General features: G+C 34.4%; 17 protein-coding genes and 2 pseudogenes. 10 read left to right on the top strand and 9 right to left on the bottom strand.

All coding sequences use genetic code 11. The features are described 5' to 3' along the window. Nucleotides 1-47 precede the first annotated feature (47 nt). Entirely contained in the window at nt 48-1,280 is a 1,233-nt protein-coding gene (locus tag SB773_RS17920; RefSeq protein ID WP_410591213.1) for a helix-turn-helix domain-containing protein, read from the bottom strand. A gap of 205 nt (nt 1,281-1,485) precedes the next feature. Here SB773_RS17920 and SB773_RS17925 point away from each other — a divergent pair, with 205 nt between their 5' ends. From SB773_RS17925 to SB773_RS17935, 3 genes are all read left to right on the top strand, one after another. Next, complete coding sequence (locus tag SB773_RS17925; protein WP_410591215.1) at nt 1,486-3,774, top strand: glycoside hydrolase family 3 C-terminal domain-containing protein; 2,289 nt, start codon at nt 1,486-1,488, stop codon at nt 3,772-3,774. Nucleotides 3,775-4,092: 318 nt separating this feature from the next. After that, nucleotides 4,093-5,199 carry an alpha/beta hydrolase gene (locus SB773_RS17930; RefSeq protein ID WP_410591217.1) on the top strand — a complete coding sequence of 369 codons (1,107 nt, stop codon included), beginning with the start codon at nt 4,093-4,095 and terminating at the stop codon, nt 5,197-5,199. Nucleotides 5,200-5,418: 219 nt separating this feature from the next. Beyond that, nucleotides 5,419-6,105 (top strand): IS6 family transposase, encoded by a 687-nt coding sequence (locus SB773_RS17935; protein ID WP_410591219.1) that lies wholly within the window; start codon nt 5,419-5,421, stop codon nt 6,103-6,105. Here the strand turns inward: SB773_RS17935 and tnpB are convergent. Both tnpB and SB773_RS17945 read right to left on the bottom strand, forming a co-directional pair. Then, nucleotides 6,102-7,253 (bottom strand): IS200/IS605 family element RNA-guided endonuclease TnpB, encoded by a 1,152-nt coding sequence (gene tnpB / locus SB773_RS17940; protein WP_410591234.1) that lies wholly within the window; start codon nt 7,251-7,253, stop codon nt 6,102-6,104. The genes SB773_RS17935 and tnpB overlap by 4 nt on opposite strands. Nucleotides 7,254-7,608: 355 nt before the next feature. Continuing rightward, complete coding sequence (locus SB773_RS17945) at nt 7,609-8,769, bottom strand: tyrosine-type recombinase/integrase (RefSeq protein WP_410591221.1); 1,161 nt, start codon at nt 8,767-8,769, stop codon at nt 7,609-7,611. A gap of 358 nt (nt 8,770-9,127) precedes the next feature. Between SB773_RS17945 and SB773_RS17950 the strand changes: the two genes are divergently transcribed. Next, entirely contained in the window at nt 9,128-10,111 is a 984-nt protein-coding gene (locus tag SB773_RS17950; RefSeq protein WP_131247100.1) for a DNA-binding protein, read from the top strand. Nucleotides 10,112-10,397: 286 nt separating this feature from the next. On the opposite strand, the gene dltC is transcribed toward SB773_RS17950, so the two are convergent. From dltC to SB773_RS17965, 3 genes are all read right to left on the bottom strand, one after another. After that, nucleotides 10,398-10,637, bottom strand: coding sequence for a D-alanine--poly(phosphoribitol) ligase subunit DltC (gene dltC, locus SB773_RS17955; protein WP_002128090.1), 240 nt, complete (start codon nt 10,635-10,637; stop codon nt 10,398-10,400). 70 nt (nt 10,638-10,707) lie between these two features. Continuing rightward, a complete protein-coding gene (gene dltB / locus SB773_RS17960) occupies nt 10,708-11,874 on the bottom strand; it encodes a D-alanyl-lipoteichoic acid biosynthesis protein DltB (RefSeq protein ID WP_131247101.1) in 1,167 nt (388 codons plus the stop codon). A gap of 96 nt (nt 11,875-11,970) precedes the next feature. Beyond that, nucleotides 11,971-12,570, bottom strand: a complete 600-nt coding sequence (locus tag SB773_RS17965) for a TetR/AcrR family transcriptional regulator (RefSeq protein ID WP_002191494.1) — start codon at nt 12,568-12,570, stop codon at nt 11,971-11,973. Between the two features lie 449 nt (nt 12,571-13,019). Between SB773_RS17965 and SB773_RS17970 the strand changes: the two are divergent. The 5 genes and pseudogenes from SB773_RS17970 to SB773_RS17990 form a co-directional block, all read left to right on the top strand. Next, nucleotides 13,020-13,229, top strand: a pseudogene (locus SB773_RS17970) (IS6 family transposase); the annotation flags it as partial. A 180-nt stretch (nt 13,230-13,409) separates the two neighbouring features. Next, nucleotides 13,410-15,593 carry a binary toxin-like calcium binding domain-containing protein gene (locus SB773_RS17975; RefSeq protein ID WP_215577195.1) on the top strand — a complete coding sequence of 728 codons (2,184 nt, stop codon included), beginning with the start codon at nt 13,410-13,412 and terminating at the stop codon, nt 15,591-15,593. Nucleotides 15,594-16,136: 543 nt separating this feature from the next. Beyond that, nucleotides 16,137-16,850, top strand: a complete 714-nt coding sequence (locus tag SB773_RS17980) for a response regulator transcription factor (RefSeq protein ID WP_215561228.1) — start codon at nt 16,137-16,139, stop codon at nt 16,848-16,850. Next, on the top strand, nt 16,847-17,926 hold the full coding sequence (locus SB773_RS17985) for a sensor histidine kinase (protein WP_131247105.1): 1,080 nt from the start codon (nt 16,847-16,849) through the stop codon (nt 17,924-17,926). Before SB773_RS17980 ends, SB773_RS17985 begins: the two co-directional genes overlap by 4 nt. Before the next feature lie 76 nt (nt 17,927-18,002). Then, nucleotides 18,003-18,500 carry a DM13 domain-containing protein gene (locus SB773_RS17990; RefSeq protein ID WP_131247106.1) on the top strand — a complete coding sequence of 166 codons (498 nt, stop codon included), beginning with the start codon at nt 18,003-18,005 and terminating at the stop codon, nt 18,498-18,500. A gap of 69 nt (nt 18,501-18,569) precedes the next feature. On the opposite strand, the pseudogene SB773_RS17995 reads toward SB773_RS17990, so the two are convergent. From SB773_RS17995 to SB773_RS18005, 3 genes and pseudogenes are all read right to left on the bottom strand, one after another. After that, nucleotides 18,570-19,066 (bottom strand): annotated as a pseudogene (locus SB773_RS17995) (DDE-type integrase/transposase/recombinase); the annotation flags it as partial. After that, nucleotides 19,026-19,322 (bottom strand): hypothetical protein, encoded by a 297-nt coding sequence (locus SB773_RS18000; RefSeq protein ID WP_016103602.1) that lies wholly within the window; start codon nt 19,320-19,322, stop codon nt 19,026-19,028. The pseudogene SB773_RS17995 and the gene SB773_RS18000, both read right to left, overlap by 41 nt. A gap of 140 nt (nt 19,323-19,462) precedes the next feature. Then, complete coding sequence (locus tag SB773_RS18005; protein WP_002191501.1) at nt 19,463-20,065, bottom strand: LysE/ArgO family amino acid transporter; 603 nt, start codon at nt 20,063-20,065, stop codon at nt 19,463-19,465. A gap of 99 nt (nt 20,066-20,164) precedes the next feature. Between SB773_RS18005 and SB773_RS18010 the strand changes: the two genes are divergently transcribed. Then, the gene (locus SB773_RS18010; RefSeq protein WP_410591227.1) at nt 20,165-21,586 is read left to right on the top strand and encodes an aminotransferase-like domain-containing protein; all 1,422 of its coding nucleotides are present in this window, start codon (nt 20,165-20,167) and stop codon (nt 21,584-21,586) included. The last annotated feature ends 484 nt before the right edge of the window (nt 21,587-22,070 follow it).

The following is a 22,070-nucleotide window of genomic DNA, read 5'->3' on the forward strand; positions in this document are numbered from 1 at the left end:
AACGAGGGAAGACTGTTATTGGAAGTATGATGAATTGTTCAAAACTATTAACAGTATCCGCTTTTAAATTGTTTAGGTGAAACACCAGTATGTTTTTTAAAGACCTTTGTAAAATGACTTTGGTCATGGAAATTTAATAGTGTGGAAATTTCGGATATAGAATGTTTTGTATAGGTCATTAAGCTTTTTGACTCATCTATCTTAGCATGCTGAATATATTCACCTAGTGAAATTCCCACTTCTTTTTTGAAAAGGGAAGATAGATAACTAGGATTTAATGCGACTATTTCTGCTAGATGGGATAATGAAATATCTTCGTAAAGATGAGTGAATATATAATTTTGACATACGTTTATAGGTTTTGAATGTTTTTGCATAGATCCATTTTGTACTCGTCCTGAGAACTCGAGTAAAGCATTCTCCAAAAATGGGGAAATGGCTTCACTTTTTTTTATTTCTTCGAGTTTTTGGATAAATAAATCACTAAGGGTATATGCGACTTCAGGGAATAGTCCACCATCTATAGCAGCTCTTGTCGCAAGTGTAATTGCTGCGATGGCAGAATTCTTCTGGCTTCGCAGGTGACTTGTTTTTGACAACACCCCAAGATCTCCTGATTCAGGTAATCTTCTTAGATTTTTAATTAAATCTTCCTTTTTCCCTTGCTTAATACACTCAAATATTTTCCTTTCAACTAGTGGATCGATATGAGTTAATGTACTTTGACGTTGTTCCGATATATGTATATCGGGCTGTTCAATCTCGAATGCAGCCTTTTTTAACAGTATATTTTTTTGCAAAATATCAGCAATGTCTAATTTTTGTTGATACAGCATGTAATAAAGAACCATACTCACATTTAAAAAATTCAAATTGCTTAAGACGGGGAGAGAATGATAATATCGAATCATTTCCTCTTTGTCTATTTTTAGTTGAAGATCATTAAAGATTCCTTTAATTGAGGTTTCTGATAACCTGGAATAAAGGACTGGTCCAACGATGATATTCCCACTAAGTTGATTGCTCAAACGCAAGTTAATTGAGAAAAAATTTTCAAGAAAAGAAGTCTCTTCTAGTACCGGAAAAGTATAGGGAGGATTTTCCCTAAATGCTTGATTAAGTAACTCCTCTTTTGAAGAATACAAAGGGTTATGCTGGAAATTTGGCGATATTTCAAATGACAATTCTCCTTTGCTATCAATAAAAAAGATAGGAGTTTTATGTATGTCAAAGACTAGCTTACAAATATAATATAAATCCTCTAGTTTGGAGCAGCTCATTATTTTAACCTCTATTCTTTAAAAATCAGCTAATATATGTACAAAATCGAGTACTGGTCATTCTTACTCTCCATAATAGCCATATGTATAAAAATAGCTGAATTTATTACAAGTATTCTAAAAAATATACCATATAATCTAAAAAATAATAATTATAATAGCATTAAGAAAGCGTTTACTTAATTATTTTTTTAGGAGGGCTATCATGAAAAGGGATATTAAGAAAATCATTTCACAAATGACACTAGAAGAAAAGGCAAGTCTATGTTCTGGATTAGACTTTTGGAATACAAAAGGGATTGAGCGATTAGGAATCCCATCAATTATGGTAACTGACGGACCACATGGGCTTAGAAAACAGGCAGAGGGAGCAGATCATCTAGGAATTTATAATAGTATTCCATCGACTTGTTTCCCATCAGCAGTAGGACTAGCAAGTACATGGAATAAAGAATTAATAAAACAAGTAGGAGTTGCATTAGGAGAAGAATGTCAGGCTGAAAATGTAGGTGTTCTCCTTGGACCAGGTGCAAACATAAAACGTTCGCCACTATGCGGAAGAAACTTTGAGTATTTTTCAGAGGACCCGTATTTATCATCACAAATGGCTGCAAACCATGTTAAAGGCGTACAAAGTCAAGGAATTGGAACGTCATTAAAACATTTTGCTGCTAATAATCAGGAGCATCGCAGAATGTCTGTAGATGCGATTGTTGATGAAAGAACATTACGTGAAATCTATCTTGCTAGCTTTGAAGATGTCATTAAGGAAGCACAGCCATGGACAGTAATGAGCGCTTACAACAAGATAAATGGTGAATACGCTTCGGAAAATAACTATTTGCTAAATGACATTTTAAAGGATGAATGGGGCTTTGAAGGTTTTGTCGTTTCTGATTGGGGTGCAGTAAATGAGCGTGTTGCAAGCTTAGCTAACGGTTTGGAGTTAGAAATGCCTTCAAGCTTTGGAATTGGTGAGAAGAAGATTGTTGATGCAGTTAACTGTGGTGGGCTATCTGTAGAAAAGCTTGATCAAGCAGCAGAGCGTCTTCTTAACATTATTTTTAAAGCTTATGATAACCAATTAGAAAACGCTGTATATAGTAAGGACGCACATCATCAGCTTGCAAGAGAAGTTGCAAGTGAGAGTATGGTTATGTTACAAAATGAAGATTCCATTCTTCCGTTGAAAAAAGAGGGAATGGTAGCGGTAATTGGAGGATTTGCAAAGCAACCACGTTATCAAGGCGGCGGAAGCTCTCATATTAATCCAACAAAGCTTGAAAGTATTCTCGAAGAAATTGAAACGGTATCAGGTGAAAAAACGAACATATTATTTGCCCAAGGTTATGATCTTGCTAGCGATGATGTAGATGAAAACATGATTAATGAAGCAAAAAAAGTAGCAGAGAGAGCAGATACAGTTATCCTATTCGTCGGACTTCCAGATCGTTATGAATCTGAAGGTTTTGATCGAAAGCATTTACAGATGCCAGAAAATCACGTGCAATTAATTGAGACTATCGCTGAAGTTCAAAGTAATATCGTTGTAGTTTTAAGTAACGGTGCGCCAATTGAAATGCCATGGATAGGTAAAGTAAAAGGAATACTTGAAGGCTATTTAGGTGGCCAGGCATTAGGCGGAGCGATTGCTGATATATTATTTGGTGATGCGAATCCAAGCGGGAAATTAGCAGAAACATTCCCGAAAGTTTTAAGCGATAATCCTTCTTACTTAAACTTTCCTGGAGAAGGTGACAAAGTGGAATATAAAGAAGGGGTGTTCGTAGGATACCGTTATTATGATACGAAAAATGTTGAACCGTTGTTCCCATTTGGTTTTGGGTTAAGCTATACAGATTTTGATTATAGTAATCTTTCAATAAATAAGAAAGGAATAAAGGATACGGATACTGTTTCTGTCAGTGTAAACGTGAAAAATACTGGTAGTACAGCGGGTAAAGAAATTGTTCAGCTTTATATAAAAGATGTTGAAAGCAGTATGACTCGTCCTGAAAAAGAACTAAAAGGATTTGAAAAAGTGGAATTGCAGCCGGGAGAAGAAAAAACGGTTAGCTTTACTTTAAATAAAAGATCATTTGCTTATTATAATGTTGAATTGAAGGACTGGCATGTTGAAACAGGTGAATTCAAGATTTTAGTAGGAAAGTCTTCAAAAGAGATTGTTTTACATGATAGCATGTATGTTCAATCAACGGCTATAATTCGAAAGCCAGTACATCGTAATACTTTACTAGGGGACATATTTGCGGACCCAATTTTAGTACCAATTGCAAAAGAACTTATGGAAAAGGCATTAAAAGATAGTCCGTTTGCTAGTATGACTGAAGGGGATAGTGATGCCTCGGACATGATGGATGCCATGCTGAACTATATGCCGTTACGAGCATTAGTGAACTTTAGCACGGGTACTTTTACCGAGGAAATGTTGAATGAAATAATTGGGCTATTAAATAATAAGCAAATGAATTGATAAGTGGCGAATTAGCTTTCTGTCCATTTGAACATTCTTTGCTAAGGTTAACTTGAATAATCGAGGCTTATTGTTTCGAATTGTAATCATGGTTATGAATGTGGTACGACCTTGTTGGAAAATAGTGAATTATGTATTGAAATGATAGATAGTTATTATATTCCAGATAATATGAATAACGAATTTTTAATGGCCTAGTCTGAATGCGGGTGCTCGGCCGTGTATGATGAGATTGAGGACTCTCGTACAGCAAAATACCGAAGAACTCGGTAACAAGGTTTTCCGAAATTAAAATTATCAAAAAAGGAGACGGTAATGATGAGTAATACAACTTCTTACGTTAATCTAGTTTCTAAACTGAGCGAGGAGATACAAGCTGTCAAAAAAAGAGGTTTCGATTTTATTGCTAAACCGATTCCTGGTTCTGATGCGATTGGTGAATTAGACCCCCGAGTTCTCCAAGTGACTTTACAAACGGCAGAAAAAATGGCTGTGATGGAAAATCAGCCATTTGATCCTTCAGATACTATAGGTTTTGTTACGGGAATGCGGGCTATGATGGGTTGGAACAATAACGATGTTACGAGAAGTCAGGTTGAAACCACTTATAAAACAATTGATGGAACAAATGGACCGATTCCTCTGCGAATCTATACGCCTTCTAACGAAGGAGTTCTGCCTGCTGTTGTCTTTATTCACGGCGGAGGATTCATAGGCGGAAGTGTTGATGTCGTGGAAAATCCGTGTAAAGCGTTGGCAGAAAAGGCAGGTGCCGTTGTTATTTCTGTTGATTACCGTTTAGCCCCTGAGCATCCATATCCAGCAGGGCTGACAGATTGTTTCGAATCCTTAATATGGGTGTATGAGCACGCTGAAGAAATTCGTGTGAATCCACAGCAAATTGCCATATCTGGAGACAGTGCGGGTGGTAATTTGTCTACAGTTTGTGCGTTAATGGATCGTGAGAAGGGGACTGAGATGATTAAATTTCAGGCGCTTATTTATCCGTCAGTGAATATGGGCGGCGTCCAAACCGAAGATTTCAACTGGAGCCTTGATCAGTATGAGATTCGTAACCATGCAGAGATAATCACTCCACTGGTTACAGCGTTGGGTGAAAGCAGTAGGGTACTTTTCCAAATCTATTTGCAAAATAATGCGGAAATCACAGATCCACATGTTTCTCCGCTGCTGTCGGATCAGTTAAGCGGTATGCCGGCGACACTGATTGCAACTGCCGAATTTGATTATTTAAAAGTAGAGTGTGAAGCTTACGCGGCAAAACTAGCACGCAGCGGGGTTCCTACGAAGCTTATTCAGTACAATGGTACAGATCATGCTTTTATGGATAAAATTGGTTTGTATCCACAAGCAGAAGATTTAATGAATGAAATTGCAAAAGAGATCAAGCGAGTGTTTGCTTAATTTTATTCCGCGATTCGCGGGCAGTTATCCTCCACCTCAAGATGCAGAGAATAGTGAAGAAGAGAGGTGGGGGATAACTGTTGGCATGTGCTCGATTGGTAATAGGTTTCTATCAGTGAGGAATGAAGAAAATCCCTCACTGATGGAAGTTTTGGTTCTGTTGCAAAGTTTTCTAAGTGAAATTAAAATGGAAGAAAAATGATTCGAGGAGCATGATACATGAGATATTTTAAAGGAAAACAATTCGAAAAAGATATTATTTTAGTAGCCATCGGCTACTATTGTCGTTTTTCTTTAAGTTATCGCGATGTATCTGAACTTTTGAGAGAACGTGGCATATCAGTTCATCCTACAACCATCATGCGTTGGGTTCATGAATATGGAGATTTCATGTATCAAATTTGGAAGAAGAAAAATAAATCTGCACATTCCGTATGGCATGTAGATGAGACCCACATCAAAGTCAAAGTAGAGTGGTGTTATCTGTATCGTGCGATTAATCGAGAAGGGTACACCTTGGATATTCAACTTCGTAAAACAAGGGATCATCAAGCCGCCTATATGTTTATGAAAAGGTTAGCGAAAGCTTTTGGAGAACCAACGGTTCTCACAACAGACAAGGCTCCTGCCCTACTTTCTTCGCACAAAAAACTGAAACATAACGGTTTTTATGCGGATACAAAACATTGCACGGTTAAGCATTTCAATAACCTCATTGAACAGGACCACAGACATATCAAACGACGTTTAGCCAAATCCGCAGGATTTCAAAATTTTCGTCATGCTTCACGTACAATCAAAGGCATCGAAACCATTCATAGTATATACAAACAAAAGAGAAGCCGCATTCCAGACTTCTCTTTTTCGACGTACAAGGAATTACAGGAGCTATTCAGAACCCCTTAAACGATAACTATATTTTGTAAAAGAGTTTGTGTTTTTTCAAACTTTGCAACAGAACCTGTTGCTTCGTTTTTAAGATTGAGCGCTGAGTTTCGATCTCTATCGTGATGTGCGCCACAAGAAGGGCAATCCCACTCACGAATGGTTAGATTTTTAACGTCTTTGTTTTTGTATTCACAATTGGAGCATAATTGACTAGAAGCAAATGTTTTAGATACCATAACAACTTTTTTGCCATACCATTTTGCTTTATATTCCAACATCGTTCGAAATTGTGACCAAGATACTTCACCAATCGCTTTTGCAAGCTTTCTATTTTTGAGCATATTACGGACTTGTAAGTCTTCCATACCGATAACATCGTGGTTTTTGATGATTTCAGTAGAACGTTTATGTAAGTAATCAGCTCTTGCATTTGCAATATGTTCATGGATTCGTGCAACTTTCACACGTTGTTTATTCCAGTTCGAAGAACCTTTTGTTCTTCTAGAAAGGACACGCTGTACTTTCGCTAACTTTTCTTCTAATGTACGGAAGAATTTAGGGTTCTTGTATGTTATGCCATCTGAAAGAATGGCAAAATCTTTTAACCCCACATCGATACCAACAGAAGAACCTGTTTTTTCTACTGGCTGCACTTCTGTTTCTGTAAGAATAGACACAAAGTGTCTACCGCTTGGATTTCGTCTAATCGTGGCATTTAGGATACGTCCTGACACTTCACGACTTTTGGCAAATCTAACGAAACCGAGCTTCGGTAACTTTATTGTATGACCTACAATGGCGATATTATGATTCGTACATTTTGTTGTATAGGATTGTATTTTATTCTTTTTAGACTTGAATTGTGGCATATCATTTTGTTTCTTGAAAAAACGTGAAAAAGCATCTGCGAGGTTTTTCAATGAGGATTGAAGAGCGGTACTATCTACTTCTTTTAACCAAAGCGTATCCTGTTGCTTCTTTAATTGAGTAAGCTTAGCAGAGCAAGCCGGATAGGTTAACCCTTTTCCAGCTTCTTTATAAGTATCATTCCAAAGGGCAAGAAAATGGTTAAATACAAAGCGACTGCAACCAATCGTTTTAGCAATTAATATTTCTTGTTTCTTATTCGGGTAGATACGAAATTTATATGCTTTATTTACTAACATAGGTTGCACCTCACTTTTGCATAATATATCTACAGTATACAAAAAACGTAGGCTTACGCCTACTGACATTCATCTCCCACCTAAAATTGGTGTTTCACACCTTCACATTTTTGAGGAAGGAGTCTTCTGTCAGAAAACGATAAATATGATATGTCTATATTTTTATTATAGCAAGGCTCTACACGATTCCCCATAGATACGACAATTTTTAGGGAATCTTGGCGAAGAACTAATGAATAACTTGTAATAATAAACATAAATTAATGATCGTATAATCAATTTTAATTATATAAAAATTACATAACTAAACGCACCGGTATTGAAGTCCTGTAATACTAATATAGAGCCGTTAAAATTAAAATTCATCTTCCAAAATTAGATTCCCGGCATCATTATCTTTCGACAATCTTTGCTTCAAATAATTTTCTTTCGTAGTCCGATCATTTTTATGACCGACTGCAGCTGCGATGACATGAGGTGGTAATCCTTTGTAATCATACAAGTACTGTACATAAAAATGTCTAAAGAAGTGGGGAGTAATTCGGATGTTCTCTGTAAAGGGTAACTGAGTATCTTTAATGATTTTAGAAATATATTGTGACAAGTAATTCTCTCTATAAGCTGTATGGTTCTTAGTTTGAAATATCGTTCCACCATTTGTATTCCCAATGTCTATATGTAATCTTCTTCGAATTCGAAACGCGGCAATACGATTAAAAATCTCCTTATTAATAGAAACAATCCGTTCATTATCTCCCTTTGTATCAACTGTTAAATAGTAACGTCCTCGTATAGCGTCATACTCAAGAGCTTCCCACTTTGCATGGGCCACCTCTGCAACACGTAACCCTGTAGTAGCAAGGACTGATAATAAAGCATAGTTAATTTCATTATCCTTGTAATAGTTTAGCAGCTGCTTCACTTCCTCATATGATAACTCACGCTTTGGTTTATGTTGTTTATTCACCGCCGTGCTTAGAATCTCTACATGAAGAGGCTCCTGGATATATTGGATTTCGTATAGCCATTTCAAATAAGAACGGATTACACCAAGCTTCCGACTAATCGTAGATGCCTTGTAATTTTCTTTTGATTGATAGGAGATTGCGTCCTGGGATAACCATTTTTGATAGTTACGGATATGGCGCTTTCTTAGATTCCTCCAGACTTGGCCAACTTTATAGTCTTTTACATCTTGCTGTAGAAATTCTGTACTTTGTTTGATAAAGAAGTAAAACTGACTCAGATCACGAGCGTATAGAGTTCTTGATTCATCTTTTATACGTTTCTCCTGGTCAAAATGTGTTTGCCGGTTTAAGTAATAGTACAGTATCTCTTCGTCTGAAAATCCCTCATATGTATAAGTATCTTCTCTTTCATTATTTTCCTTTTTAAATTCAGCTTCATCTATATAATCACGATTCCATACTGCAATTATGTTAGCAAAATCTTGTTTTTGTTTATCTATATTTTCTAAAGAAGTTTCACTATGAATTGCATTCAATTCAAATTTCATTATTATTCAACTCCTTATTAATTACCTTTATATCTATAATTATAACTTAAGTTTATTCAAAATTATTTAGAAATTAAAATTAAACTTTATAAAAATGAAAGTGTAAAACAACTGTAGAAAATCTCCCATTTTCTATGGTTATTATCTATTTTTTTTAAAAAATTATCTTTTATATAATTTCTAATTATATAAAAGATAATTTAATTAGAAAGTCAATTTTAATTTCATATATTTTTAAAAATAAATTAAGTTATGATTGTGTTATAATTAATTCACATTATATTTTTTATCAATTTAACTTTACATAATAAAATTATTGATTTCACATAACAGAAGTTTACACATAGGAGGAAAAGGTATGTTTGAAAGACAGGAAATAAATATGAATACGAATGAAGTAAAAGCTTATTTAGGAATTAGTAGCTTCATTTTTAGTACTCTTATGAAACAAGGACAATTAAATCCCATTAATCGAGAGACCTGGCGTTTAGATGGTAGCTTTTTATTTAAGCGAGAAGACATAGAAAAGCTCAAAGAAGATCGTGAAACAGAAGGAATTACCTTATATCAGGCAGCTAAAGATTATAATGTGAGCATGTATCAACTTGAAAAGTGGATAGAAGAAGGAGAATTGACTTGTACTATACAGAAACATCGTAATCGTGAGACTAAATTTGTAAATGAGGAAGAAATACACGGATTGGTAGAGCAATTGGATCAGGCCAATACGCTGTATACATTCTCACAAAAATATAATGTAGTATTGTTCCAAAAATTTATGGAAGGTAATAAATTAGCACGCATTATATCCATTCCGAAGCGCGGGGATATTGTGCTTATTGATGAGTTTGGAAACAATATGACACTAGAAGATTCAATTAAAATGGGGTATAAGCCTGCATATATTTTATCCGATAAACCAAGAAGTCATCACCAAAAGTTTGTAAAGTTTCGTTTTCCTAAATCAAATCAATTGCGAAGTAACATTTTTCACTTAATTGACTTAGTACTACAGTATGCATCACCAAGAAATATTAAGGTTTCTGAGGAAGATGGTTTTTGGTACTTTGACGTACGTCAATCCATTATTCAATTACCAATGCAAATGCAGGTAGAATGGATTGATTGTTTAACCCCATATATAATAGAAGGAAAATTAACAAGACGTGTTAATAATAGCGTGTATTTAGATAGCAGTAGTGTTACTAAGGCAGTAACGATAACAAGCAGTGAATACCATGCAATCACAAACATTGTAAAAGAAACGAACAGTTCTATTGAAGAATTTATTGCATCCGCTATTCGTGAAAAGATTTATGATTATCAAACGTCAGACAACTAAATTATAAAAATAAAGAAAAGACGCTTTAAAGGGGTCACCATACATGCCTTAACTAAAGAGATTTTAATACCTTCAAATACAAGAAAACGTTATCCTTTCTAATAATCTTGTTTAGAAAGAATAACGTTTTTTTATACTTGGGCATAGTGAATATTTTTAACTTGATAGGCATGCGGCTGAACCCAAATAATTATGAGAGTATCAAAATGTCCAAGTTTTATAGATTTCTTGTACCAGGATCACAAAAAGGCCCAATGCTAGGAGCATCGGACCCAAGGTTGCTTTTTCATCGGATATCTTCCAACTTCTTAATAATCATATTTGGTGTTGCCCACTCATCACGATCGAAATCAGAAATAGATACTTCAATATTTAGACGTTCTTGGAATTCTACTAGTAAAGATACTGTAGCAAAAGAATCAAGAATACCTTCTTCAAATAGTTGCACATCAGGATTTTCTTTTACAATATCATTTTCACATACTTCTTCTAAAATATCTAATACTTGATTTTTGAATTCTACCATTAAAAAAATCTCCTTTATATCTGAAATGTATTATTAGTAACTTCTTAGTTATAAAAAAAGAAATTACTTATTAAAAATAATGATTTAGGTGACCAGAGAAAATTAGGAAACCGAAACATACGAAATGGAATGTAATCACAATTGCAAGGACATGCATGAACGTATTATTGGGCCAAAATTTATGCTTCTTGTTTTTTCGTTCGAAAATATCAAATAAAATAAACAGAGCAATATGATATAGAGCATAAATCATATATTGAGCAATATTATGACCAGTAATGTGCCAAATTCCCATGACAAAAAAGTTTAAAAAGACACCAATATATGAAATCATATAGCGATTTTTAATGAGCTTTTTCTTTGTTGCAAAAAAGACAAAGCGCATGTAAATAAAATCACGGAGCCAGAATGATAAGCTCATGTGCCAACGATTCCAGAAATCTTTAATATTACGACTGATAAACGGTTTATTAAAGTTTTCTGGTGTTTTAATACCCATCATATAACTGACACCAATTACGAATGAGCTATAACCTGCGAAGTCAAAGAATAGATATAAACTATAGCTATACATGTAAATCATATTTGATAAAATTGTGTTTTGGTGAGCTAATGTTGCATCCATAATATTTTCTTTTATTAGGTAAGCAAGTATAAATTTATACAGAAAACCTTGAAAAATACGGTTAATACCCATGTATAGTAGATTTTGATATTCTTCAGCACTTGGTGGTTTTTGAATATCTTTTTGGAACCTGCGATACCGATCGATAGGTCCGGTCGAAATAGCAGGGAAGAACAAAATGAATTCCCAGAAATTAAAAAATGAGCATTCTTTAATTAAGCCATCGCGAATTTCAAATACCATTTGTACCGCCCTGAATGTTACATAAGATATACCAGTAAAAACAATGAATTTTAATTCAGGTACAAATGGTACAATTTTTGCCAAAATCAGTGGCAAAATCGACAAAATAACAGCCATGTAAAACATGAACGTATTATTATTTTGTTTTCTTAGTAGTAAATAGCCTTTAATAAGGACATATTGCCAAATAATAAATACTGCTAACATCATTGCTTGATTTGGTTTATCCGAGAAGATAATAGCAAGCATAATTAGTGTTAAGACAGCATTATATTTGCGCAATATTTTACCTCTTAATCCAGCTACGATAGTAGGTATCAGAAAAATACCCACTATAGCGAAAAAATAAAATGATCCATATGCGGTCATGCTGTAACCTCACTTTATAATGTTCTACAATCCTACATACCATTTGGTGTCATGGAATAATGGATTGGCACATGAATTATCTCAGGATTATAGAGTTTAGCAATCGCTCATTGCGTCTTTTGGAAGGGCAAATGCTGATATAAATGCTTTTTCTATAATCGAATATGCCGGAGCGATTTGTTCCTCTGAAACCCCATGCATAACTTGTAGCGCTAATCCATTCACCGAAGCCAATAAAGCCCTTGAAAATGCTTCTAAGTCAGTGATTTCTACATTGGATGTTTGAATATATTCTTTAATTATGTCTATCATTTGGTTCTGTAGAACTCGAATTTCTTCCATAATTTTCGGTGACCAAGCTGCTGCTGCTAATAAAGTAAAATACACCTTTCTCCATTCAGAACATTTGAATTGGTGATGTACTACAAATATAAGATTTTTCAATTTCTCTGAAAAATCTTGTGTATTTGAGAGCTCCTTCTGAATTTCTTTAATTTGTTTTTGCATGACATAAGAGGTAGCGTTAACTAATAAACCCTCCTTTGTTGGAAAATAATAGTGAATTAAGCTTAAAGTAATTCCCGCTTTTGTAGCAATATCCCGTAATGTAATAGCGGTTGTACCTTTTTCAGCTAAGCATTCAAACGTAGCCATTAGTATTTGATCTCGAGTAGCTGTTTTTTTTGGACTAGACATTGTATTTCACCATCTTATTTTTTATTTGGTCAACCGACCAATTAATACAAATCTATACTAACTTATTAGATCATTTTTTACAATACTGAGTACCATCCCATATCAACCAATCTAAGGTTTTAAAGTAAGCCCTAAATGAAGATTTTTCTTTCTCTGTAGTTAGTTATTTTGAGAATTCAGCTCTTTTTTCTTTTTGGGGTGTTTATTTTTCTAAAGTTGATGGATATGGTGAGCCCTCATAGATAAAGATAAGTGATAGCATATATTCTTTTAGTTGTATTTGGCTTATAAAAATTTTCATTTAAATAAACGATGGCATAAAAGCGTCCAAATAGGATGCTTTTTTCTTTGTTGTATAAAAAAATACACAATAAGCATAGGTATGGACATAGTTATATTGATTGTGTAATTAATTCTAAATGTTTAAATAAATGTTTGATTATATATTTATAAAATATTTCAATATTGGGATAACACGCCATCGCCATGTGAAGTGCCGGTCTGCTAGATCCTCTGGATCTCAAAAACTTTTCCATGCTTTACGTACGATAAGAGGAATCGAAACCATTCATACCCTATACAAACAAAGGCGGAGTCTTCAAATAGACTCCGCCTTTTCAGCCTACAATGAACTAAAACAATTACTAACCACGGCCTAAATGGTTTGCCGCATTTATATACATAAAATAAAAGTAATAGATGTATGAAAGAATTTTTATACTTATGAAAGAATTTTGTAACACTTTTGAGAGAGAAATGAAAGATGTATTAGATATGATGAAGTTGTTCTTAATAGTAGGTGTTCTAACTCACCTGAAAATCAAGGAGGAAAAATAACAATGAAGAAATTGAAGCCAGCACTTAGTGTATTAGGTAGTGTATCGATGGCACTGACTTTAGCATCCCCTGCTTTAGCAGATATAAAACAGCCGAATGCAGGAAGCACAATTGAAATGTTCAAAGAGGATGCAAATGCAAAAGAAGGAAAAGATCTTATCTATGGAACTGATGGAAAAAAGGGAAAGATGTCTACTGAAAAAATTGAAATACAAAATAGCGATTGGGATCAAGATGGTATTTCTAACGACTTAGAAATAAAAGGCTATAAAATTGAGTTCAATCGACAAACCGGGAAAAATGAAGCACAGGCATGGGATCCAGAGCGAGACAAAGATAAATTAAAATTTATTACAAATCCTATGAGCGCGAATTCGGATGGAGATCCTTTTACAGATGCATATGAAGTTCAGTATTATGGCAGTAACTCTGATACTGAGTTTAATCCAATGGTTGCAAATATACCGAATTTGCAAGTTGGTATAAAACGTATTGGGGTTACTCCTCTTGCGGCTATTACGGATTCAAACGGTGGGTCCATTGATAAAGGTTGGGAAAAAAGTGTATCGACACAACATTCGTTTGGTGTAGGAGCAGGTGTCGAAGGTGGTGTGGAAGGTTCCGCAGCCGGTCCTGTTCCTTCTGGGAAGGCCTCATTAAATGTAAGCTATGGATACTCGAAAACATCAACAGATACCGAAAGATATTCTTCTAATATAGATTGGTCTACCGCAAAAACTGTTGATTCGGCAAAAGCAGCAAAAGTGAGCTTACAGTTAGAATATAAAAATACAGGGACGGCGTCTGCTCAAAATGTTTCTCCTCATTTTAACATTCGTTTAGGAGACAAGATTATCAGTACAGTAAAGGCAACACAAGATCGTTATAAAGCAAATCAGTTAAGTACAGAAAAAGGTGGAAGAAATACAACAGAAGTATTGATAGACAGTGTAGATAATCAAGCAGATGTAAATATTTACTTATCGTTAGATGAATTGAAAGCTGTTGAACAAGGTGCAATTCTTTCTGTTGAAGTACTACCTACGAGTACAATGGAATTGTATATTGAGAAAGATGGAGAATTTATGAATTTAGGAGATTCAGGAAAATTTGAATCTCGTGTAAATGCTTCGACTACAATACTAGAGACTGATATCGGGAACAAACCGAAGTTTAGAATGTATGCACCAGAAGGTGTTGGTAGTGATACAAATTTAACGTTTAACGAGGTTCTGAAGCATGTTAAAGTAGATTCTAAAAAGATAAATGAATTTATAGATAATAGCAGAGGAGATCAAGTTATCATTGCGAAAGAGAATCTAGAAAATGCTAAAAAATCTTATGTTTCGAAAGTCGCAAAAGTTGGTGTTTTCACAAAAATTCAGCAACCGGAATTGTCATATAGTGCTTATGATCCATTTACGAAAAAGTTTTATGCAGCAGTCGTACCTGGCTTATTCGGAGCGAGTAATGAAATCTCTGTTTCTTTTGAAAATAAAAATTCCAAACAAACAAAACAAGTAACATTAGTGAGAAAAGGAAACGTATATGAGTCTAAAGAAGCTGTAAGCTTGAATGATTTCAATCCATCACAAAAAGTTACATTTGAAATCAATGATGCACAAAAGAAACTTCCGACACAAAAAATCTCTACAGTTGTTACGTATAATAAAGAATATGAAAATTATTTGACCCATCGATTCAGCGACGAACTTATTGTAGAAGGAACTCCTTATACTCTGAAGGCTAGTGGATATCCTGTACTCAGTTATAAAGGAAATGATAAATGGCAATACCTTGCGTATGGTGGGAATTACACTCAACCAGTTAATGTAATTATTGAAAGAAAAGGGCAGCCTAAACCTGGACAACCAATCAAAAAAGGTGAAGAGATACACATTAAAGTTCAAAATAGTGCTTATTCAGGCTATGAATATTTAAAACTTCAAAATGGTTATATCCATTTTGACCAAAAACAAAATGCAAGTACTTTTAAATTTAATCATACACATAGCCCAGGCAGCTATGATTACCAGAGAGAATGGAACCTACAATCTGATGGTAACAATATAGGGTTGGATAAGGGTGGATCTGGTTATGTGACATATGGTAATGATGTGCAGGTATATCCTGTTGGTAATGGTAATGTGATTTTAGATAGATGGAGTTTCGACAAAGCTAAGTAAAAGGGAACGGTTTTGTTGCAAAGTTTAAAAAAACATCGGTAATGGACTGCACCCAAAAAGTTAGAAATAAGAATGTAGGCTGCTAATAGGGAATGAGTTCGATATTGAACTCATTCCTTTTAATGTATCCTTCATTCGTTTGTACTTGTAATCATAATCATGTATGTAAAAACCCATGGCTAAAGTAGTGGTTTTTTACTATGAAGATCTTGGAAAACATATACACAATAAAATCAATCCTGACAAGATAAATAAGTAATGTCTGTAATTAAAAATCTGATTTAAATTTTCGATTTATATGATTGGGATACTACTATTTTAAGTGTTTATCTAGTCATATAAGTAATCAAATGCTAAAATTATCATCTAGATTATATTGGCACTTTTAATCGTTTTCAGTGACCATAAGACCAAAGTGTAGGATTCTGATTTAGATCTACGATTAGTCGTTACATCTTCCTATCTGAATTTTATATCTGTATTAGATGAAAGCATATAAGAGAACCTTTTGTATTATTGGTGAAAAAGAAGCGAGGATTACAGATGAAAAAAAGAATTTTAATCGTAGAAGATGAAGAAAATATTCGAGAAGTATGCAAACGGTATTTAGAAAGAGAAGAATATGAAGTATATACCGCTGTAAATGGTACAGAAGGTTGGAATTTATTCCTTACTTATCAACCAGATTTAATTATTTTAGATTTGATGATGCCGAAAAAAGATGGATGGGAACTATGCGAGGAAATTCGTCAACAATCCAATGTCCCTATTATTATGTTAACGGCTAAGGGCGAGGAAAGGGATCGAATTTTAGGCTTAACAATGGGCGCAGATGATTATGTAACAAAGCCATTTTCCCCTCGTGAATTAGTATTAAGGGTTCAAATTATACTAAGAAGAGGTAGCCAGGTACCGATACAAGCAAAAGAATCCTTATCGGAAGTGATAGAATGTCCAGATTTAAAGATTTATCCAAAGACGAGATGTGTATTGGTTTGTGAAAATAAAGTGGAGTTAACAGCGAAAGAGTTTGAGGTACTTTATCTCATGGCAAAGCATCCAAAACAAGTTTTTTCTCGTTCGCAACTTCTTGAACTCATTTGGGATACTGAATATGAAGTGGCTACAAACATAGTAACTGTTTTAGTCAGTCGTTTACGTGACAAATTGGAGAAGCATACGATAAAGAGTCGCTGGATTCACACGGTTTGGGGGATAGGATATCGTTTTGAGCCAAATGGAGGAAGTGAAACATGAGATTACGTATTCAATTATTACTGATGAATGTATTAAGTACGAGTATCATGGTACTTGCTATATGGTATAGTGAGACGAAAATGTTACTTGAACCAGAACAAACAAGGCTATTAACAATAATTGCGGTTGTGGCATTCATGATTTCAACGTTTATTTACTGGTTAATGACACGCCCTATCATGAGATCTATCAAAAATTTAATGGCATTAACGAAACAATTTAGTGATAGACAATTCGAAACAATGTATATAATTGGAAAAGAACCACAGGAGTTTAAAGAATTAGCAACAGCCTTTCAACAGATGGCAAAAAAATTAGAAGAGGGGTTTACTCAGTTAGAAGAAGGAGAAAACGCACGTAAGGAGCTGATTACGAATATTTCACATGACTTACGAACGCCTATGGCCAGCATACAATTGATGATAGAAGCGTTACAAGATAACCTGATTGAAGATCCTGAAATGAGAAAGCAATACTTAGCAACGATCTTAAAAGAAATAGAAAGATTAAGTGGATTAATCAATGACTTATTTGAACTTTCAAAGTTAGAGTTTGATGAAGTAGATTTTCATCCAAGTTTCACACATATAGATAAAGTTCTATTAGATGTATTAGAGTCACATTCTGTCTTATTAGAAGACAAACAGATTGATTTACAATTGCAGGTTCCTGATAGATTACCCCGACTATTAATTATGCCGTGTAAAATAGCAAGGGTCATAGGTAATTTGTTAGATAATGCTATTCGATATTCCCCTGTCTCTGGAACAATTGAGTTGATTGTAGAGGAAAATAAGCAAAATCAACAAGTCCAGTTCATTTTGCGTGATGAAGGAGAAGGAATTTCTCCAAATGACCAACTACGCGTATTTGAACGCTTTTTTAGGACAGATCAATCAAGAAGTTCACAATCGGGAGGATCTGGTCTTGGACTAGCCATTGCAAAATCATTGATTGAAAAGCACAAAGGAGAAATTGGTGTGAGAGATCGCGCAGATAGAAAACAGGGAAGTGAATTTTGGTTTACTCTTCCCATCACATCAGAAAAAAATAAGAACGCCGAAAGACTTTTGTAACATTTATGAAAGAGAAATGAAAGACCTTCTTGTTAACATACTACTACACAGTATATTAACGGAGGTCTTTTACTTTATGAGAAGAAAATATATATGGTTTATAGGTGGATTTATAATTGTCGTGGGAATGTTATGGTCTTTGTTCCGACCGGAGAAATTATTTATTGATAAGCAAGTGAATGAAGCGTTGCCACAGACAGAAATGCAATCAATGAAAACAAAACAAGTTCAAGATCAAGTTATAAGTGCAGGTCAGTTTCAAAACGGTGTCCACGAAACAACTGGAACAGGAACAATCTATCAATTAGCGGATGGAAAACGTGTTTTACGACTTTCTAATTTTTCAACATCTAACGGGCCAGATGTACGAGTAGTATTAGTTCCTACAGATCGTTTGAAAAATAATGAAGATGTGAAAAACCACCAGTATATTGAATTAGGAAAATTAAAGGGAAACAAAGGAGACCAAAACTATGAAATTCCTGAAGGAATAGATGTAAGTGCATATGGTTCGGTTTCTATATGGTGTAAGAGATTTAATGAAAACTTTGGTGCTGTTTATTTTAAAAAGTAAGCAAGAAGGTTCTGGTGCAAATATATGAAGAAGAACAAAATAATAATAGATTCCTAGCAGAATCATATCTTATGTCATAAAATTAAATACTTGATGAATGAACTCTTTCTGATTTTGAATAGACTGATGCCGTAAATGAATATGACCTTTTTTAATTATATGCATGGCTTCAATACCAATTAATATAGAAGTTGCTGTTTTAAATGATTTGAACCCTAACATAGAGTGTATACGCTTCTTAATAAAACGATAATCTTGTTCCACAATGTTATTTAGATATTTTATCTGTCTGATTTGGATGCCTACCGACATCTTTTTCTCTTTTTTCAATTCGGCAATCGCCATCGGATAGGGAGGATTCTTGTCTACTATAATAACACGAAGCCTTGAAACATGAAAAGACCGCAAAGCTTTCTTGAAAAAGCGCTTTGCAGCCTTATGATTTCTTGTTTTATTTAAATAAAAATCAATCATATTTCCATGTTTGTTTTAAAATGACGCCACACTTTCTCATTTAATTCAGGATTATACTGATGAATCCAACGCATGATGGTTGTATGAGCAATATATCATCCAAATAAAAGGAATCAAAAATACTACCACATTTAATATTATCCCGATCTTTGCTCCAGTATTTTTATCTACTATATGAGACAAAATAGCTAAGAGAAATCCAATTGGACAAAGAAATATAGGTAAAAAAATAGAGAGTCCTGGAATTACAGTTAAAGTAATTTTGTATATAAAGTTAACATTGAATATAATCAATAAAACCGGTATTAAAATTGATATAAATGTACCTATCCTATTTTTTTTTACCATAATACCCTCTTTTTTAATTAAAATAATCTATATTTTGGTTCTGGTGCAAATATATGAAGAAGAGCACGGATACTAGTAGGTTCCTAGCGGAATTGTATTTTATACTATAAGTCCAAACACTTTAAACGGTTCCCTGTACGTTATGTTAATCCAATAAAAAGATAAATGGCAGTTCCCCAGATAAACAGGGCGGAGCATTTGTTGAATATGTTCATTAAACCTCCTGTTCCATCTATCTTCTTCATGACTGTACCGGCGAGCGTTAACCCAAAGAACCAAACCCAGGATACTGTAATACATGTGATTGTAAAAATAACTTGTTCCGTTCCGACATATTTTAATGCACTTGTCCCAATAACACCGACTATATCTAAGAGAGCATGAGGGTTTAATAAAGAAACCGATAAAGCAAAGATGACTTGCTGACGGATTGGTAATGCTTTATTTGTTTTACTTGTTGTTGGCTCAGACCTCCAAATAACGTATCCCATGTAAAGTAAAAATAAAATACCAGCAATCATTAGGCTAAGTCGTAGCCATTCAAATTGTAAAACGATAGTGGATAGCCCAAAAACAGCTAAAAGAATTAAAAAAGTATCACATAGTGCAGCTGTAACAGCCGCCGGAAGTGCTCGAATTAGTTTTGGCTGTGTGGCTCCTTGTGAAAATACAAATACATTCTGTACCCCTAAAGGTAAAATGAGTCCGAATGCTAAGATTATTCCATGAACAATGGCTTCCATATAATCAACTCCCTTTCAATTACTATCGTACTATGATAAAACTAAAAGAAAACAACCAATTGGATGGTTTTTTATCCACCCAATTTAGGAGGGAATTAGATGAAATGGAAACCAAATCGTCATTCTCATTTGACCGTTCAAGAGCAAATTGTAGATTGGATAAAATCTCATATTGAGCGAGGTGATTGGACTGTTGGCACAAAGATTCCAACACAACGCCAACTCGCAACTCAATTTAATGTGAACCGAAGTACTGTGCAACTTGTACTTGATGAATTAAGAGCGGATGGTTTGCTCGAATCTAAAGTGGGATCAGGGGTATTTGTGGCCAATAATTCATGGAATGTGCTTTTGAACAGATCTCAACCAAATTGGCAGCAACACATTGAATCGAGTATTCATAAACCAAACTACCATACGATTCAACTCATCAACGAATATGAGCAAATGGATCATATCATCCGTCTTGGAACAGGTGAATTATCACCGGAATTACTTCCAACGAAACAAATTGAGCAGTCGTTAAAAAAGATTTCACTTGAATCAAAGGCAATTGGCTATTCATCACCACAAGGAAGTGAAAAGCTTCGGGGAATTTTATGTAATTATTTAAAAAAACGTGGTGTTCAAACAGCACCAGAGAACATTTTAATTGTTTCAGGTGCACTTCAAGCACTTCAATTAATTGCAGTTGGATTATTAGAAGAAGGATCCATTGTCTTCCAAGAACAACCTTCGTATTTAAATTCTGTGCATCCCTTTCAATCCACTGGAATGCGTATGATTTCAGTTTTAAGAGACGCAGATTTGACAGACAATTTACGGGCACTCAAAAGAAAAAGACAATCTTTATTTTACTGTGTGCCAACATTACACAATCCGACAGGATATACTTGGTCGGTAAAAGAAAAGAAAAACCTATACAATACATGCAAAGAGCTACAAATCCCGATTATTGAAGATGATGTGTATCACGAACTATTATTTGAATCATTTTCTCCTGCCATAAAGTCATTTGATACATCAGGGCAAGTTCTTTATATCGGTAGTGTATCCAAAACGCTAAGTCCTGGATTACGGATTGGTTGGGTTGTTGCACCTTCACCTGTAATTGGGCGATTAGCTGATATTAAAATGCAAACAGATTATGGTTCAAGTGCCTTTTCTCAAGAAATCGTCGCACACTGGATATCATCCGGTTTATACGAAAAGCATCTGATTACACTTCGTAAACAATTGAAAAGAAGGGCTACATTTGTAGAAGAAATATTAGAACAGCAATTTCAAAAAATCGCTACGTGGAAAAAGCCTGAGGGTGGTTTTTATATATGGCTCAGGTTTCATGAACCTATTGTAAATAAGGCGCTATTTTTAAAGTTACTTAAACAAAATGTTTTAATCAATCCAGGTTATATATATGAACCAAGCGATTTACACCATATTCGTCTTTCTTATGCCTACGCATCATTGGAAGAATTAAAAAAAGGATTAAATATTTTACTAGAACTAAGCCGGCATTAATTCTTATCTTAAATGCATTGAATACTCTATTTGTGTATTTCCCTAAAATATATATTATTGCATAAAATCCATGAAAAGACGTTAGTACTCCTTTATCAGACTGTATGGTCGTTTCTATGTGTACAGAAAATCAAAGCATAGAATTCAATAATATCAAGGTTTTCTAGCTATAATCACGTTCATATAGTGTGTACATAATTCAAAGTCCAATTAATCTCTGGATTGTATCTTTCTGTACATGTATTTATCTTTTAAAGATGCTGATAGGATAAGATTTTGTAGTCCTTAGCGTACAATTTTCCCAGAATGATATAGTGACCCCATATAGCTATTTAAGGGAATTCAGCTCATTTTTTCATTTTGGGGGCATTTATTTTTCTTAAGTTGATGGATATGTGGTTCTACCCCACATCCATCAACTTAACGTATATTTTTATACAAAATGCGGTCTTTCCACGTAGTTTTTTATTATCTTGTATAGATG

The sequence above is a fragment of the Bacillus sp. SIMBA_074 genome (assembly GCF_046534555.1).
Lineage (GTDB): Bacteria > Bacillota > Bacilli > Bacillales > Bacillaceae_G > Bacillus_A > Bacillus_A mycoides.

What these genes read in the sequence shown, in the direction of transcription:
- SB773_RS17920 (WP_410591213.1), bottom strand. Translation starts at nt 1,280, where the DNA reads ATGAGCTGCTCCAAACTAGAGGATTTATATTATATTTGTAAGCTAGTC.
- SB773_RS17925 (WP_410591215.1), top strand. Translation starts at nt 1,486, where the DNA reads ATGAAAAGGGATATTAAGAAAATCATTTCACAAATGACACTAGAAGAA.
- SB773_RS17930 (WP_410591217.1), top strand. Translation starts at nt 4,093, where the DNA reads ATGAGTAATACAACTTCTTACGTTAATCTAGTTTCTAAACTGAGCGAG.
- SB773_RS17935 (WP_410591219.1), top strand. Translation starts at nt 5,419, where the DNA reads ATGAGATATTTTAAAGGAAAACAATTCGAAAAAGATATTATTTTAGTA.
- tnpB (WP_410591234.1), bottom strand. Translation starts at nt 7,253, where the DNA reads ATGTTAGTAAATAAAGCATATAAATTTCGTATCTACCCGAATAAGAAA.
- SB773_RS17945 (WP_410591221.1), bottom strand. Translation starts at nt 8,769, where the DNA reads ATGAAATTTGAATTGAATGCAATTCATAGTGAAACTTCTTTAGAAAAT.
- SB773_RS17950 (WP_131247100.1), top strand. Translation starts at nt 9,128, where the DNA reads ATGTTTGAAAGACAGGAAATAAATATGAATACGAATGAAGTAAAAGCT.
- dltC (WP_002128090.1), bottom strand. Translation starts at nt 10,637, where the DNA reads ATGGTAGAATTCAAAAATCAAGTATTAGATATTTTAGAAGAAGTATGT.
- dltB (WP_131247101.1), bottom strand. Translation starts at nt 11,874, where the DNA reads ATGACCGCATATGGATCATTTTATTTTTTCGCTATAGTGGGTATTTTT.
- SB773_RS17965 (WP_002191494.1), bottom strand. Translation starts at nt 12,570, where the DNA reads ATGTCTAGTCCAAAAAAAACAGCTACTCGAGATCAAATACTAATGGCT.
- SB773_RS17975 (WP_215577195.1), top strand. Translation starts at nt 13,410, where the DNA reads ATGAAGAAATTGAAGCCAGCACTTAGTGTATTAGGTAGTGTATCGATG.
- SB773_RS17980 (WP_215561228.1), top strand. Translation starts at nt 16,137, where the DNA reads ATGAAAAAAAGAATTTTAATCGTAGAAGATGAAGAAAATATTCGAGAA.
- SB773_RS17985 (WP_131247105.1), top strand. Translation starts at nt 16,847, where the DNA reads ATGAGATTACGTATTCAATTATTACTGATGAATGTATTAAGTACGAGT.
- SB773_RS17990 (WP_131247106.1), top strand. Translation starts at nt 18,003, where the DNA reads ATGAGAAGAAAATATATATGGTTTATAGGTGGATTTATAATTGTCGTG.
- SB773_RS18000 (WP_016103602.1), bottom strand. Translation starts at nt 19,322, where the DNA reads ATGGTAAAAAAAAATAGGATAGGTACATTTATATCAATTTTAATACCG.
- SB773_RS18005 (WP_002191501.1), bottom strand. Translation starts at nt 20,065, where the DNA reads ATGGAAGCCATTGTTCATGGAATAATCTTAGCATTCGGACTCATTTTA.
- SB773_RS18010 (WP_410591227.1), top strand. Translation starts at nt 20,165, where the DNA reads ATGAAATGGAAACCAAATCGTCATTCTCATTTGACCGTTCAAGAGCAA.